The organism is Streptomyces sp. NBC_00726, from assembly GCF_045161735.1.
Lineage (GTDB): Bacteria > Actinomycetota > Actinomycetes > Streptomycetales > Streptomycetaceae > Streptomyces.
This window is the reverse complement of sequence record NZ_CP108983.1, coordinates 1842091-1854735: the sequence shown is the minus strand read 5'-3', so window position 1 is coordinate 1854735 and position 12645 is coordinate 1842091. Positions and strand designations below refer to the sequence as shown.

The following is a 12645-nucleotide window of genomic DNA, read 5'->3' as shown; positions in this document are numbered from 1 at the left end:
ACAGCAAAAGCAACACATCACAGGAGGCCGCCGGTGAGACGAGCGCGCCCGGGGGCGCCGCCCCGAGGAACGGGTGGCCGCACCCTGACCAGTGTGGGAGCGGGGGCCGGCTTCGACGGGAGCGGCCCCGCGGACCGGCGGGACGAGCGTCCCGGGCGGCCGGAGCCGAGACCGGCCGGTCAGGAACACACCCCGTCGAAACTGTGGCACGTCACCCTCTGCGTCTCCGGGAACGAGTTCCCGCTGAAGGAGGTCAGGCGCGGCCTCGAACAGCTCGCGCACGACCACCCCTTCCTGCTGACCAGCCGTTACGCCAACGACCACGCGGAGATCCGCTACTGGGAGGAGGCCCGCGACCTGCACGACGCGGCGGCCGTCGCCCTGCGGCTCTGGGGCGAGCACCGCTCCACCGCCGGTCTGCCGCCCTGGGCGATCGTCGGCCTCGAAGTCATCGACCGCGAGACCTACCACCAACGCGTCGCCGAGGGATACGGACCGCCGCCGGCCGCCCCGGTCGGAGTCCACCCCTACTGACCGCCCGCCGCCGGTGAAACGGCCGTCTCGCATCACGGGATGCGTGCGGAATGCCCGCAGGGCGCGCACTACTCTGCGGGCATGACCACGCTCTCGCCGTACGACAACATGTCTCCGGTGGCCCAGGCCGCCTACCGGGCCCGTTCCGCCGCCGCCGACATCGCGCCACTTCCGCGCGCGGCGAAGGACGACGCGCTCCTGGCCATCGCCGACGCGCTGGAGGTACGGACGAGCGACATCCTCGCGGCCAACGCCGAGGACGTGGCGCGCGCCCGTGAGGCGGGGACCAGCGAATCCGTCGTGGACCGGCTGACCCTCACCCCGGAGCGCATCCGCGCCATCGCCGCCGACGTACGGGACGTCGCCGCCCTGCCCGACCCGGTCGGCGAGGTCGTCCGCGGCTCGACCCTGCCCAACGGCATCGACCTGCGCCAGGTCCGGGTGCCCCTCGGCGTCGTCGGGATCATCTACGAGGCCCGGCCCAACGTGACCGTGGACGCCGCCGCCCTCTGCCTGAAGTCGGGCAACGCCGTCCTGCTGCGCGGCTCGTCCTCCGCCTTCGCGTCGAACACCGCCCTGGTGCGGGTGCTGCGCGACGCGGTGGGCGGCTCCGGCCTGCCGGCCGACGCGGTCCAGCTGGTCCCGGGCGAGAGCCGGGACTCGGTGCGCGAGCTGATGCGCGCCCGGGGCCTCGTGGACGTGCTCATCCCGCGCGGCGGCGCCTCGCTGATCCGCACGGTGGTCGAGGAGTCCACCGTCCCCGTCATCGAGACCGGCACCGGCAACTGCCATGTGTACGTCGACGCGCAGACCGACCTGGACATGGCAGTGGAGATCCTGGTCAACTCCAAGGCCCAGCGCCCCAGTGTCTGCAACGCCGCCGAGACCCTGCTGGTCCACAAGGACGTCGCCGACGCCTTCCTGCCGCGCGCCCTGGACGCCCTGGCCGAGGCCGGCGTGACCGTGCACGGCGACGAACGGGTGCTGGGGTACGCCGAGGGGACCAAGGCCACGGTGGTCGCGGCGACCCCGGAGGACTGGGAGACCGAATACCTCTCGTACGACATCGCGGCGGCCGTCGTGGAGTCACTGGACGCGGCCGTGGCACACATCCGGCTCTGGTCCTCCGGCCACACCGAGGCCATCGTGACCACCTCGCAGGCCGCCGCTCGCCGCTTCACCCAGCTGGTGGACTCCACGACGGTGGCCGTCAACGCCTCGACCCGGTTCACCGACGGAGGCCAGTTCGGTTTCGGTGCCGAGATCGGCATCTCCACGCAGAAGCTGCACGCCAGGGGCCCGATGGGCCTGCCCGAACTGACGTCGACCAAGTACATCGTCACCGGTGACGGCCACGTGCGGTGACCCGGTGACAGGCGAATGCGCCGTCTCCCTGCCCAAAGCGGTCCGCCGGGGCTAGTCTGAAACCGTGGCGGACGACGTGGGGGGCAGGCCGTATCCGAACGGCTGGGAGCCCGACGACGACCGCGGGGGCGCGGACGAGGACTTCGCCTCCGTGGTGTTCGACGAGGACTTCGTACGGGCCGCCGAATTCCACGAACCGACCGCCGTCGAGCGGCTGTTGGCCGCGGCCGAGGCGCGCGCGGAGGCCGATGCCCGGCGCGCCGGAGCCCGCGGCGGCCCCTACGACGGCGAGCTGTACGACGAGGGCTACGGTCCGGGCGGCCGCGGCGGCCCGGACGGCTACGACCCGCTGGACGCGGACGACTTCCACGAGGACGGGCCCTACGGGCGCCACGGCGGCGCGCTCCGCCCGTACCGGGGGGCGGCCCGCTGGCACCGGCCGGTCGCCTGGTTGCTGGCCGTCCTGATGGGCGTCGGCATGGTCGCCCTGGCCTTCAGCGCCGTCTACCGCAACAGCTCGGGGGACCGGCAGGACCAGGTCCCGCCGCCCGCCTCCACCGGTGTGGACAGCGCGCCCGGGCCCGGCCCCGGCTCCGCCCCCTCGGACGCGGACGACTACTCCCGCCCGATGGTCTCCGCGGTCCCGCGCACCCCCTGACTTCCCGCGCCCCGGCCGACCCGGCCACCCCCTGCCCGGCCGGCCCCGTCCCGGCCGCCCCCGGCCCGTTTCCGGGTCCCCCGTCCGGCGGTCCGGTGGAACTCCCCGGTGGTTGCCGGGCGTCACCGCGTTTACCGTCGTCGTGATCGACCCACCCTGAATGTATGACCCCTCCTCCGCCCGAAGAGGGGACTTCTCACGGAGTCGGGAGAAGTCATGGCACACCGCGGAGATCCACCCGACGGCCCGGCGGAGAACGGCGCGCACGGTCCGGACGACGAGTACGGCTCACTCGTCTTCGACGAGTCCTTCGTGCGGGCCGCCCGGCTCCAGGAGTTCTCCGCCCAGGAACGGATGGGGGAGCACGCCCGCGCCGTCCGCAGCCTGCCCGGACGGGCCTACCGCAACGGCTCCCGGATCGCCCTCGCCCTGCTGATCCTCATCGCCCTGGCCTTCGGCACCGCCGTCTTCATGGGCCTGAGCCACCCCTACGAGACCCCGGCCGCCGCCCGGAAGCCCGAACCGCTGCGGATGACCGTCGTCCCGCTCGCCCCGCGCGGCGTCGTCCCCGCGGGCACCCCCGCCGCCCTCTTCGCGAGCAGCCCCGCCGCGCACCACCCGAAGGGCCGGGACGGCATCAGCCCGCCGCCCGCCCGGCACACCGCCGACTTCTCGGAGAGCGAGGTGAGCGCCGCCCTGGCCACGGTGAAGGACTATCTGGCGGCCTCCTCGCTCGACCCCGACGTGCTCAGCGGGAACGCCGTGCGCCCGGTGGAAGCGCTGCTCGACCCGGACCAGATGGAGCAGTTCGACCGCAGCGTCAACGAGCCCTACGACGACGGGCAGCACGCCGCGACAGGCTGGCTCGTCCGCTTCGACCCGGCCCGGGTCACCCCGGACCCCGAGGTCCGGGTCCGGGGCACCCTGAGCTACACCCAGACGGGCTCCGACGCCCTGGAGGTCGTCTCGGACCACACCTTCACGTACGCCCTGCGCCCCGCCGTGTCGGGCCCCCAGCCGAAGGGCGGCGCCTCCCTCTTCACCGTGCGACGGGAGATGCGCTTCCGGTTCGACCGGGAGGACCTGCGGCTGCACCGGCTGGAGGTGCGGACCAGCTACCTCCAGGCGGGCCCGCAGTCCTGCCCGGCCGACGCCTCGGGCGCCCTGCGGCCGCTGCTCGCGGGTGAGCGGGCGGTCTCGCGCGGACCGGCGGGCACCGACCCGTACGCCACGGGCCGGCCGGTCGCCGCGCTCTGCGGGACGCTGGCGGTCAGCTCCCTTCCGCCGACGGCCCCTGCGAGTCCTCAGGGCCGCCCGTAGCACCGCCCGCAGCGCCGTCCGTAGCACCGCCCTTGGCGCCGCCCGCGCCGGTGAACTTGTCCCGCAGCTTGCCGCCCAGGTCCCCAGCGCCGCCCGCTATGTCGCCGACGAGCTTCATCAGCGGATCCTTGCTGTTGCGCACCGAATCGGCGTAGTGCGAGGCGGACTCCTTGAACGAGTCCGTCACCGAGGTGTCCTTGTCCTCGTCCCGGCGCGGGTAGTGGCCGTCCATGATCCGCTGGTAGTCGCGGGTCTCCGACCACTTCTTCAGCTCGGCGGCGCGGACCGTGGTGAACGGGTGCGAGCGGGGCAGCACATTGAGGATCTTGAGCACCGAGTCGCGCAGGTCGCCGGACTTCTCGTACTCGTCGGCCTGGGCGAGGAACGCGTCCACGTTCATCTCGTGGAGGTGGTTGCCGCCGGCGATCTTCATCAGGCCGCGCATCGACGCCTGTATGTCCTGGCCGGCCAGGAGCCCGGCCCGGTCCGCCGACAGCTCCGACTTGCGGAACCACTCGCGCAGCGCCGTCACGATCGCCATGATCGCGACATTGCCCAGCGGGATCCAGGCGACCTTGAGCGCCAGACTCGTGAGGAAGAGGAGGATCGTGCGGTACACCGCGTGGCCCGACAGGGCGTGTCCGACCTCGTGGCCGACGACCGCCCGCATCTCCTCCTCGTCCAGCAGCTCCACCAGGCCCGTGGTCACCACGATGATCGGCTCGTCGAGCCCGATGCACATGGCGTTGGGCCGGGGGTCCTGGTTGACGTACATCGGCGGGACCTTCTCCAGGTCCAGGATGTAACAGGCGTCCCGCAGCATGTCGTTGAGGTGCGCGAACTGGGCGTCGCTCACCCGGACGGAGTCCGACAGGAAGAGGAGTCGCAGGCTGCGCTCGGGCAGCAGTCCGCTCAGCGCCTTGAAGACGGTGTCGAAGCCGCTCAGCTTGCGCAGCGCGACCAGTGCGGAGCGGTCCGCGGGGTGCTCGTAGGCCCGGGAGGAGATCCCCGGGAAACGCTTGCGCTGCCTGCTCGGTACGCGGTCCTGACTCTCGTGGCTGCTGGTCATGACATGGGCCCCCTGTGTTCGTACGAGACGTCGCTCGCCCCCTGACGCCGTCCAGCCTAGGCGCTGGGGCTACGGTGTGCGGGGGGCTGTGGATAACTGAGGAGACGCCCGACATGCCGCACACCGTTGCTCTGTTCGCCGCCGCATCCGAGGATCAGGGGCCGGGCAACACGATCCGCATCGTGCTGGTCGTCTCCCTGCTGGGAGCCGCCCTGCTGGCCTGGTTCCTGCTCCGTGGATACCGCAACGACGACAACAACGACTGAGTCGGCGTGAGCGTGCCCGGGGCACCCGCATACGATGTCCGCGACGTCTTCCCCCGACTCCCGATCGATAGGTCCTGCCGAAGATGAGCCTCACGAGCACCGCACACCAGCTGGTCACCGTCGCCGCCGAGGGCGAGCACGGCGGCAATCACGAAAGCCTCAGCCCCTACCTCACCGGTGGCGGTGCCTTTGTCGCGCTTCTCCTTCTTCTGTGGATCACCACGCGCTTCAACCGCGACCGCTGAGGCCGAGGCGTACAGCTGTGCCAGTAGGCTCTGCACGCATGGGAGAGCAGGAAGTGCCTACCGGCCGCGGAAAACGCCGACTCGGCGTGATGGGCGGGACGTTTGACCCGATTCATCATGGACACCTGGTGGCGGCCAGTGAAGTGGCCGCCCAGTTCCACCTCGACGAGGTGATTTTCGTACCGACCGGGCAGCCGTGGCAGAAGAGTCACAAGCACGTCTCCCCGGCGGAGGACCGTTATCTGATGACGGTCATCGCGACGGCGTCCAACCCGCAGTTCTCGGTCAGCCGCAGCGACATCGACCGCAAGGGTCCCACGTACACGATCGACACCCTGCGGGACCTGCGCGAGGCCCACGGCGAGGCGGACCTCTTCTTCATCACCGGTGCCGACGCGCTCGCCCAGATCCTCACCTGGCGCGACGCCGACGAGCTGTTCTCGCTCTCCCACTTCATCGGCGTGACCCGGCCGGGCCATGTGCTCACGGACGACGGGCTGCCGAAGGGGGGCGTCTCCCTGGTGGAGGTCCCCGCGCTCGCGATCTCCTCGACGGACTGCCGCGAGAGGGTCGCCCAGGGCGATCCGGTCTGGTACCTCGTGCCCGACGGCGTGGTCCGCTACATCGACAAGCGCCAGCTGTACCGCGGCGAGTGAGCCACGGAAAGGGGCACCGGTGAACGACCGACAGAACCCGTACGACCCGTACTACCAGCAGCCGCAGATCATCGGCTACGACGAGTACGGGCAGCCGGTGTACCAGCAGCAGCCGGGCCAGCAGCAGTACGACCCGTACGGGCAGCAGCCGCAGCCGCCGCAGCAGCAGCCCGACCCTTACGGTGGACAGGGGTACGGCTACGACCCGTACGCCCAGCAGCGGCCCCCCGCGCCGCCGCAGCCGTACGACCCCTACGCGGCCCAGCCCCAGCAGACCCCGCAGCAGGACTACGGCTACGACCGGTACGGGTACGACACCGGGCAGCAGCAGCCCGTCCACGACACCGGGCAGCAGCCCGCCGCGGTCGACACGACCCAGCAGTGGAACATTCCGCAGCAGGCCGCGACCCCCGCCCCGGCCCCCGCGCCCGCCCCGACCCGTGAGCCCGCGCCGCGTCCGGGGCCGGACGCGTCCGTGCCCGGGCAGCGCCGGGGCGGCGACGACTACCGCACCGAGCAGTTCGCCTTCATCGAGGAGCCCGACGAGGACTCCGAGGACGTCATCGACTGGCTCAAATTCACCGAGAGCCGCAGCGAGCGCCGCGAGGAGGCGCGCCGCCGGGGCCGCAACCGGATCGTCGCGCTGATCGTCGTCGGCGTCCTGGCCGTGCTCGGCGGCGTCGGCTACCTGTGGTCGGCGGACAAGATCCCCGGCCTGTCCGACGGGGAGAAGGAGAACACCGCGACCACCGGTCCGCAGCGCCGGGACGTCATCGTGGTCCACCTCCACAACACCAAGTCCGGCGGCACGTCCACCGCCCTGCTGGTCGACAACGTCACCACCAAGCAGGGCACCACGGTCCTGCTCCCCAACTCCCTCGCCGTCTCCGACGAGGACGGCACCACCACCACGCTCGGCAAGTCGGTCGACGACGACGGCACGTCCGGAACCCGGGAGTCCCTGGACACCCTGCTCGGCACCGACATCAGCGGGACCTGGCGGCTCGACACCCCGTACCTGGAGAACCTGGTCGACCTCGTCGGCAACATCGAGGTCGACACCGACACCGCGGTGCCGGGCACCAAGAAGGGCTCCGGCGACCTGGTGAAGAAGGGCGAGGCGCAGACCCTCAGCGGCCAGATGGCCGTCGCGTACGCCACGTACCGGGGGCCCGGCGAGGCCGAGACCAAGCAGCTGATGCGGTTCGGGCAGGTCATGCGCGGGGTGCTGCGCAAGATGTCCGGCGACCCGCAGGCGGCCACGGTCACCGTCGAGACGCTGGCCCAGATCCTCGACCCGTCGCTGCCCGAGAAGGACCTCGGCGCCTCGCTGGCGAAGCTGGCCGAGCATGCCAAGATCGGCGACTACAAGACGGCGCTGCTGCCCGTGCAGGACGACGGCACCCTCACCGACGCGGCCACCGAGAGCGTGGTCAAGGACATCCTCGGCGGCACGGTCAAGGCGCCGTCGGCGGACGGGGTGGTCCGGGTCGGGATCAAGAACGCCACCGGTGACACCGGCTCCACCGAGTCCGCCCGGGGCAAGCTGGTCAACGGCGGTTTTGCCTTCGTCAACAGCGGGAAGGCCGACGCGGTCGCCTCCTCGCAGGTGGTCTACGCCGAGGCGGCCGACAAGGAGAAGGCGACCCAGGTCGCCAAGACCCTCGGACTGCCGACGAGCGCGGTCAAGAAGGGCAAGCCGGCCGGGAACGCGGACGTGTCCGTCCTCCTCGGACAGGACTACAAGCCCGAGTAGCCGCGGAGCGGTCGCGGGAGGTCCGGAGCCGAGCGGCCCCGGACCTCCCCGCGCGGCCCGCGAGCGGGTCACGGAATATGGCTGCGTGGCCGGACGGTTCCCCGTGAGACCCTAGAGGTCTATCCGACCGACGACGAAAGCCTGCTTGTGACCGCCACTGACCGCTCCATCGAGCTCATCAACGCCGCCGCCCAGGCGGCCGCCGACCGGCTCGCGCACGACATCATCGCCTACGACGTCAGCGACGTGCTGTCGATCACCGACGCCTTCCTGCTGGCCTCGGCCCCCAACGACCGCCAGGTCAAGTCGATCGTCGACGAGATCGAGGAGCGGCTCCAGAAGGAGCTCGGCGCCAAGCCGGTCCGCCGCGAGGGCGACCGCGACGCCCGGTGGATCCTCCTCGACTACGTCGACATCGTCATCCACGTCCAGCACAGTGAGGAGCGCGTCTTCTACGCGCTGGAGCGCCTGTGGAAGGACTGCCCCGAGCTCGACCTGCCCGAGGACGCGGTGAAGACCCGCGGCAAGGCCGCCGAGCACGCGCAGCTCAACGGCGGTACGGAAGGTGAGCGGAGCTGAACGGCAGCAGGAGCGGCAGGGGCCGCAGGATCGTCCTCTGGCGCCACGGCCAGACGGCATGGAATCTGGAACGCCGGTTCCAGGGCTCCACGGACATCGAGCTGACCGGGACGGGCCTCGCGCAGGCGGCCAGGGCCGCCAGGCTGCTCGCCTCGCTGAAGCCGGACGCGATCGTGGCCTCCGACCTTCGGCGGGCCGCGGCCACGGCCGCCGAGCTCGCCGCGATCACCGGGCTCGACGTGGTGCACGACGCGGGTCTGCGTGAGACCTACGCGGGCGCCTGGCAGGGCCTGACCCACGAGGAGATCGTGGAGCGGTACGGCGAGCAGTACGCCGCCTGGAAGCGCGGCGAGCCCGTGCGGCGCGGCGGCGGCGAGCTGGAGACGGAGGTCGCCGACCGGGCCGCGCCCGTGGTCCTCGGTCACGCCGGAAAGCTGCCCGACGACGGCACGCTGGTCGTCGTCAGCCACGGCGGCACCATCCGGACCACCATCGGCCGGCTGCTCGGCCTGGAGGCGCACCACTGGGAAGGGCTCGGCGGCCTGACCAACTGCTGCTGGTCCGTGCTCGGCGAGGGCGCCCGCGGCTGGCGGCTGCTGGAGCACAACGCCGGCACCCTGCCCGAACCGGTGCTCGGCGACGACACCTGATCCGGTCGTCGCCGGCCGCCCTCTCCGGGGCGGCGGGGGCCGGATTTCACTTTCCGGCTGGTCACAGGCTAAAGTTCTTCTTGTTCGCAGCGCGGGAGCGCAGGGAAACACAGCGGACAGCGGGGCTATAGCTCAGTTGGTAGAGCGCTTGCATGGCATGCAAGAGGTCAGGAGTTCAATTCTCCTTAGCTCCACAATCGAAATCCCGTCCCCACCAGGGGGCGGGATTTCTCCATGCCGGGACTCCCGCCCCGCTTCCACACGCGCGGTCAACGGTCCTTGTCGCCCCGGCGGTGCTTCCGCAGCGCGGCGAGCAGCTCCCTGCTCTCCTCGTCGGCCGGGGTGTACGTGACGATCCGGCACTCCGGCAGCCCGTTGATCGTCAGCGACACCGACGTCATCCGTATCTCACCGGACACCGCCCAGTGCCGGAAGGTCTTCACGCGCCGCCCCGGCGGGACGACGTCCCCGCTGCGCCACAGCTCCGCGAAGTAGGGGCTGGCCTCCGACAGCGCGGCGATGAACGACTCCCACGCGGGCTCGCCCACATGGCGCCCGTAGCCGCTGCGCAGGGTCGCCGCCATCAGGGGCAGCTCCTGGGTGCGGTGCACGACCGGACAGTCCTTCTCGCACGCCGTGAACAGCGACCACAGCGCGTTGCGGACCTTGGTGCCCCGCATGGCGGGGATGCCGAAGAGGTCCTGGTAGCCCGGATTGGTCGCCAGCACGTCGTAGCGCGCGTTGTAGACGACGGCGGGGAGCGGGTCGAGCGCGTCGATGATGCCCTGGATCTCCTCGCCGACCTCGAAGGCGTCGGACTCCCTCCCCGGCAGGAAGGCGACGCCCGCCAGCTCGTACAGATGCTCGCGCTCCGGCGGGTCCAGCCGCAGCGTCCTCGCCACCGCGTCCAGGACCTGCGGCGATGCGTTGATCGGGCGGCCCTGCTCCAGCCAGGTGTACCAGGTCACACCGACGCCGGAGAGCTGGGCGACCTCCTCGCGCCGCAGACCGGGGGTGCGCCGCCGTAAGCCCGGGGCCATGCCCACGTCGGCCGGGGTCACCCGGGCCCGGCGGCCTCGGAGGAAGGCGGCGAGCTCCGGACGCCTGCCCGTCGCCGGTCCGCTCCGCCGCGTCTGCTGTCGTGCCGTCGCCGTCCGCTGTGTCGTCACCGTCACGCCCCCATCGTCGGTGCTGCGCCCGGCTGTTGCCAGGTGCTGCCAGTACCAGCATCAGCGGGCTCTCGTTACCCGTATGCGTCCGGCACCAGCCTGGAACGCATGACCGCGACATCCGAAACGACGGCCTCACGCTCCGTCACCAGTAAAACCCCCACCACTGACAAGACCCCCGCCCGGCTGCTCGCCGTGGTGCTCACGGCCCAGTTCATGGCCATGCTCGACATCTTCATCGTGAACGTCGCAGCCCCCACGATCCGTACCGAACTCGACGCCTCCGGGGCCCAATTGCAGCTCGTGGTGGCCGGATACACCATCTCGTACGCCGTCCTCCTCGTGGCCGGAGCCCGGCTCGGCGGCCTGCTCGGACACGGCCGCGCGCATCTGGCCGGGCTCGCGGTTTTCACCGCGGCCTCGCTGGCCTGCGGACTGGCGGCGGGCTCGGGGCAGCTGATCACCTTCCGGGTGATCCAGGGGGCGGGCGCGGCGGTGATGATCCCGCAGGTGCTCAGCCTGATCCAGCAGCACTTCACCGGGGCGGCGCGGGTGCGCGCGATCGGCGCCTACAGCGCGGTGCTGGCCACCGGGGCCGCGGCGGGGCAGGTCGTGGGCGGGGTGCTGGTGAGCGTCGACCTGTTCGGGGCGGGCTGGCGGCCGGTCTTCCTGGTCAACGTGCCGATCGGGCTCGTCCTGCTGGTGCTCGGCGCGCGGGTGCTGCCGGGCGAACCGCGCACCGGGGAGGCCCGGCGGGAGGCGCGGGCGCGCGGCTTCGACCCGGTGGGGCTGGTCCTCCTCGCGGTGGCCGTCACGCTGCTGACCGTGCCGCTGGTGCTCGGCCAGCAGCTGGGCCGGCCGGACTGGACGTGGATCTGCCTGCTCGCCTGCGTGGCGGCCCTCGCCGGCTTCGTGGCGTACGAGACACGGCTCGCCGCGCGCGGGGGTGCGCCCCTGATCGCGCCCCGAGTGCTCCGGTTGCCCGGGATCGCCGTGGCGGCGGTGCGCATCCTGCTGGTGATGGCGGCCAACGCCGGCTTCCTCTTCACGCTGACCCTGCACCTCCAGGGCGGCCTCGGATACTCGGCGCTGCACGCCGGGCTGATGTGCGCGCCGACCGCGGTGGCCTTCGGCGCGGCCGGGCTGACCTGGCGGCGGTGGCCGGCACGGCTCCATCGGTACCTGGTGCCCGGCGGGTTCGCGGTGCTGGCCGCCGGTGTGACGGTGACCGGTTTCGTGCTGCGGGGTGGGGACGGCGGGAGCGTCGCGCTGTACACGGGTTTCGTGCTGATCGGCACGGGTATGGCTCTCGCGTTCAGCCCCAACCTCGCGGGCGCCCTGGCGGACGTAAGGCCCCAGGACGCCGCCGACGCCAGTGGTGTGCTGGTGACCGTGACCCAGCTCGGGCAGGTCATCGGCGTCGCCGCCGTCGGCACCCTCTACCTCAACCGCCTCGGCACGCCGGGGCCGCGGGGGTCGGGGCACGCACTGTGGGTCTGCGAGCTGGCCCTGGCCGCGGTGGCGTGCGCGGGGGCTGCGGCGGGGCTCGTACGACGGTGGCGACGGGCGGGAACGGCGGTCGGCTGACCCCCTTGCGGGGTCATGGCAGAATCGGACCGTCGGAGGGGGCGACGGACCGAACGGGAGGGTGTGCGCGATGCCTGGGAGCCGCCACGAGGTCCCGCAATCGCCTTTCGTCCGCCGGGGCCGGAGCTGATCCATGGGTGCACACAGGCGGAAGTGCGACTGGTGCGGCAGCGGTACGCCCATCGTCAGGGACATGGACCCGGTCAACGCGGACTATCAGTACTGGTGCGAGGAATGCGCACGCGCGCTGATCATAAAAGGCGACCCCATCGAGACCTACCGGGAGCTCGAAGGGGAGCCGATCTACGGCCGGCTCCTTGAGGAGCACTGCACCCTCAAGCGCTTCTACTCCTTCGCCACGGCCTGACCGCTTCCCCGCCTCCGGCGGGGGAAAACCGGACGGACCGGAATCGATTTGGTGGACGGCCCGGGTGACCGGTACTGTTCTCGATGTCGCCAGGGAGACCGGGCGGCGCAACGAGGGGCTATAGCTCAGTTGGTAGAGCGCTTGCATGGCATGCAAGAGGTCAGGAGTTCAATTCTCCTTAGCTCCACAGTGAAGAAGGAACGGCGGGCCATCCCAATCGGATGGCCCGCCGTTCTGTGTGCACGGGCCGCCGTGCTGTGTGCGGCGACCGGTCAGTGGCTATTGCCCGGAGGGGGACCGGCTCGGTGCGGTACCCTGACGCCATGCGTGCCGTAGCCCTTCTGCTTAGCGAGCCGCGCTGATCAGTCCCGACCGGTGAGAACGCCTGGTCGGCATCAGCGCGGCGTCCCCTCCTGTGCGAGGG

The 12645-nt window shown here is 71.6% G+C and carries 14 protein-coding genes and 2 tRNA genes; 14 read left to right on the top strand and 2 right to left on the bottom strand.

Annotated features, from left to right (window positions below; translation table 11 throughout):
* Positions 1–33 precede the first annotated feature (33 nt).
* The 4 genes from OG338_RS08320 (at position 34) to OG338_RS08305 (ending at position 3877) form a co-directional block, all read left to right on the top strand.
* On the top strand, positions 34–534 hold the full coding sequence (locus OG338_RS08320) for a hypothetical protein (RefSeq protein ID WP_405936700.1): 501 nt from the start codon (positions 34–36) through the stop codon (positions 532–534).
* An 81-nt stretch (positions 535–615) separates the two neighbouring features.
* On the top strand, positions 616–1899 hold the full coding sequence (locus OG338_RS08315; RefSeq protein WP_405936699.1) for a glutamate-5-semialdehyde dehydrogenase: 1284 nt from the start codon (positions 616–618) through the stop codon (positions 1897–1899).
* Positions 1900–1963: 64 nt separating this feature from the next.
* On the top strand, positions 1964–2557 hold the full coding sequence (locus tag OG338_RS08310) for a hypothetical protein (protein ID WP_405936698.1): 594 nt from the start codon (positions 1964–1966) through the stop codon (positions 2555–2557).
* A gap of 216 nt (positions 2558–2773) precedes the next feature.
* On the top strand, positions 2774–3877 hold the full coding sequence (locus OG338_RS08305; RefSeq protein WP_405936697.1) for a hypothetical protein: 1104 nt from the start codon (positions 2774–2776) through the stop codon (positions 3875–3877).
* On the opposite strand, the gene OG338_RS08300 is transcribed toward OG338_RS08305, so the two are convergent.
* Positions 3828–4946 carry a M48 family metallopeptidase gene (locus OG338_RS08300; protein ID WP_405936696.1) on the bottom strand — a complete coding sequence of 373 codons (1119 nt, stop codon included), beginning with the start codon at positions 4944–4946 and terminating at the stop codon, positions 3828–3830. The two genes, OG338_RS08305 and OG338_RS08300, sit on opposite strands and share 50 nt — an antisense overlap.
* A 113-nt stretch (positions 4947–5059) precedes the next feature.
* On the opposite strand from OG338_RS08300, the gene OG338_RS08295 reads away from it, so the two are divergent.
* The 7 genes from OG338_RS08295 to OG338_RS08265 all read left to right on the top strand — a co-directional run bounded on the left by OG338_RS08295 (position 5060) and on the right by OG338_RS08265 (position 9292).
* Complete coding sequence (locus OG338_RS08295) at positions 5060–5212, top strand: hypothetical protein (protein WP_018103219.1); 153 nt, start codon at positions 5060–5062, stop codon at positions 5210–5212.
* A gap of 83 nt (positions 5213–5295) precedes the next feature.
* Complete coding sequence (locus OG338_RS08290; RefSeq protein WP_266778681.1) at positions 5296–5457, top strand: hypothetical protein; 162 nt, start codon at positions 5296–5298, stop codon at positions 5455–5457.
* Positions 5458–5495: 38 nt separating this feature from the next.
* Positions 5496–6113 (top strand): nicotinate-nucleotide adenylyltransferase, encoded by a 618-nt coding sequence (nadD, locus tag OG338_RS08285; protein WP_405936695.1) that lies wholly within the window; start codon positions 5496–5498, stop codon positions 6111–6113.
* Positions 6114–6132: 19 nt separating this feature from the next.
* Positions 6133–7869 carry an LCP family protein gene (locus tag OG338_RS08280; RefSeq protein WP_405936694.1) on the top strand — a complete coding sequence of 579 codons (1737 nt, stop codon included), beginning with the start codon at positions 6133–6135 and terminating at the stop codon, positions 7867–7869.
* A gap of 147 nt (positions 7870–8016) precedes the next feature.
* Positions 8017–8448, top strand: a complete 432-nt coding sequence (gene rsfS, locus OG338_RS08275; RefSeq protein WP_405936693.1) for a ribosome silencing factor — start codon at positions 8017–8019, stop codon at positions 8446–8448.
* Positions 8445–9098, top strand: a complete 654-nt coding sequence (locus OG338_RS08270) for a histidine phosphatase family protein (protein ID WP_405940361.1) — start codon at positions 8445–8447, stop codon at positions 9096–9098. The genes rsfS and OG338_RS08270 overlap by 4 nt, the downstream gene beginning before the upstream one ends.
* Before the next feature lie 121 nt (positions 9099–9219).
* A tRNA-Ala gene (locus OG338_RS08265) sits at positions 9220–9292 on the top strand.
* A 75-nt stretch (positions 9293–9367) separates the two neighbouring features.
* On the opposite strand, the gene OG338_RS08260 is transcribed toward OG338_RS08265, so the two are convergent.
* Positions 9368–10159: a helix-turn-helix transcriptional regulator gene (locus OG338_RS08260; protein WP_405940360.1), complete on the bottom strand. Its 792-nt coding sequence runs from the start codon at positions 10157–10159 to the stop codon at positions 9368–9370.
* A gap of 303 nt (positions 10160–10462) precedes the next feature.
* On the opposite strand from OG338_RS08260, the gene OG338_RS08255 reads away from it, so the two are divergent.
* The 3 genes from OG338_RS08255 to OG338_RS08245 all read left to right on the top strand — a co-directional run bounded on the left by OG338_RS08255 (position 10463) and on the right by OG338_RS08245 (position 12408).
* Positions 10463–11854 (top strand): MFS transporter, encoded by a 1392-nt coding sequence (locus OG338_RS08255; protein WP_405940359.1) that lies wholly within the window; start codon positions 10463–10465, stop codon positions 11852–11854.
* A gap of 133 nt (positions 11855–11987) precedes the next feature.
* Entirely contained in the window at positions 11988–12221 is a 234-nt protein-coding gene (locus tag OG338_RS08250; RefSeq protein ID WP_018103228.1) for a hypothetical protein, read from the top strand.
* A gap of 114 nt (positions 12222–12335) precedes the next feature.
* Positions 12336–12408 (top strand) — tRNA-Ala (locus OG338_RS08245).
* Positions 12409–12645: the final 237 nt, after the last annotated feature.

Bases quoted from the DNA above. Each gene is read 5' to 3' on its own strand.
- OG338_RS08250 (WP_018103228.1), top strand. From the start codon at position 11,988: ATGGGTGCACACAGGCGGAAGTGCGACTGGTGCGGCAGCGGTACGCCC.
- OG338_RS08290 (WP_266778681.1), top strand. From the start codon at position 5,296: ATGAGCCTCACGAGCACCGCACACCAGCTGGTCACCGTCGCCGCCGAG.
- nadD (WP_405936695.1), top strand. From the start codon at position 5,496: ATGGGAGAGCAGGAAGTGCCTACCGGCCGCGGAAAACGCCGACTCGGC.
- OG338_RS08315 (WP_405936699.1), top strand. From the start codon at position 616: ATGACCACGCTCTCGCCGTACGACAACATGTCTCCGGTGGCCCAGGCC.
- OG338_RS08300 (WP_405936696.1), bottom strand. From the start codon at position 4,946: ATGACCAGCAGCCACGAGAGTCAGGACCGCGTACCGAGCAGGCAGCGC.
- OG338_RS08305 (WP_405936697.1), top strand. From the start codon at position 2,774: ATGGCACACCGCGGAGATCCACCCGACGGCCCGGCGGAGAACGGCGCG.
- OG338_RS08295 (WP_018103219.1), top strand. From the start codon at position 5,060: ATGCCGCACACCGTTGCTCTGTTCGCCGCCGCATCCGAGGATCAGGGG.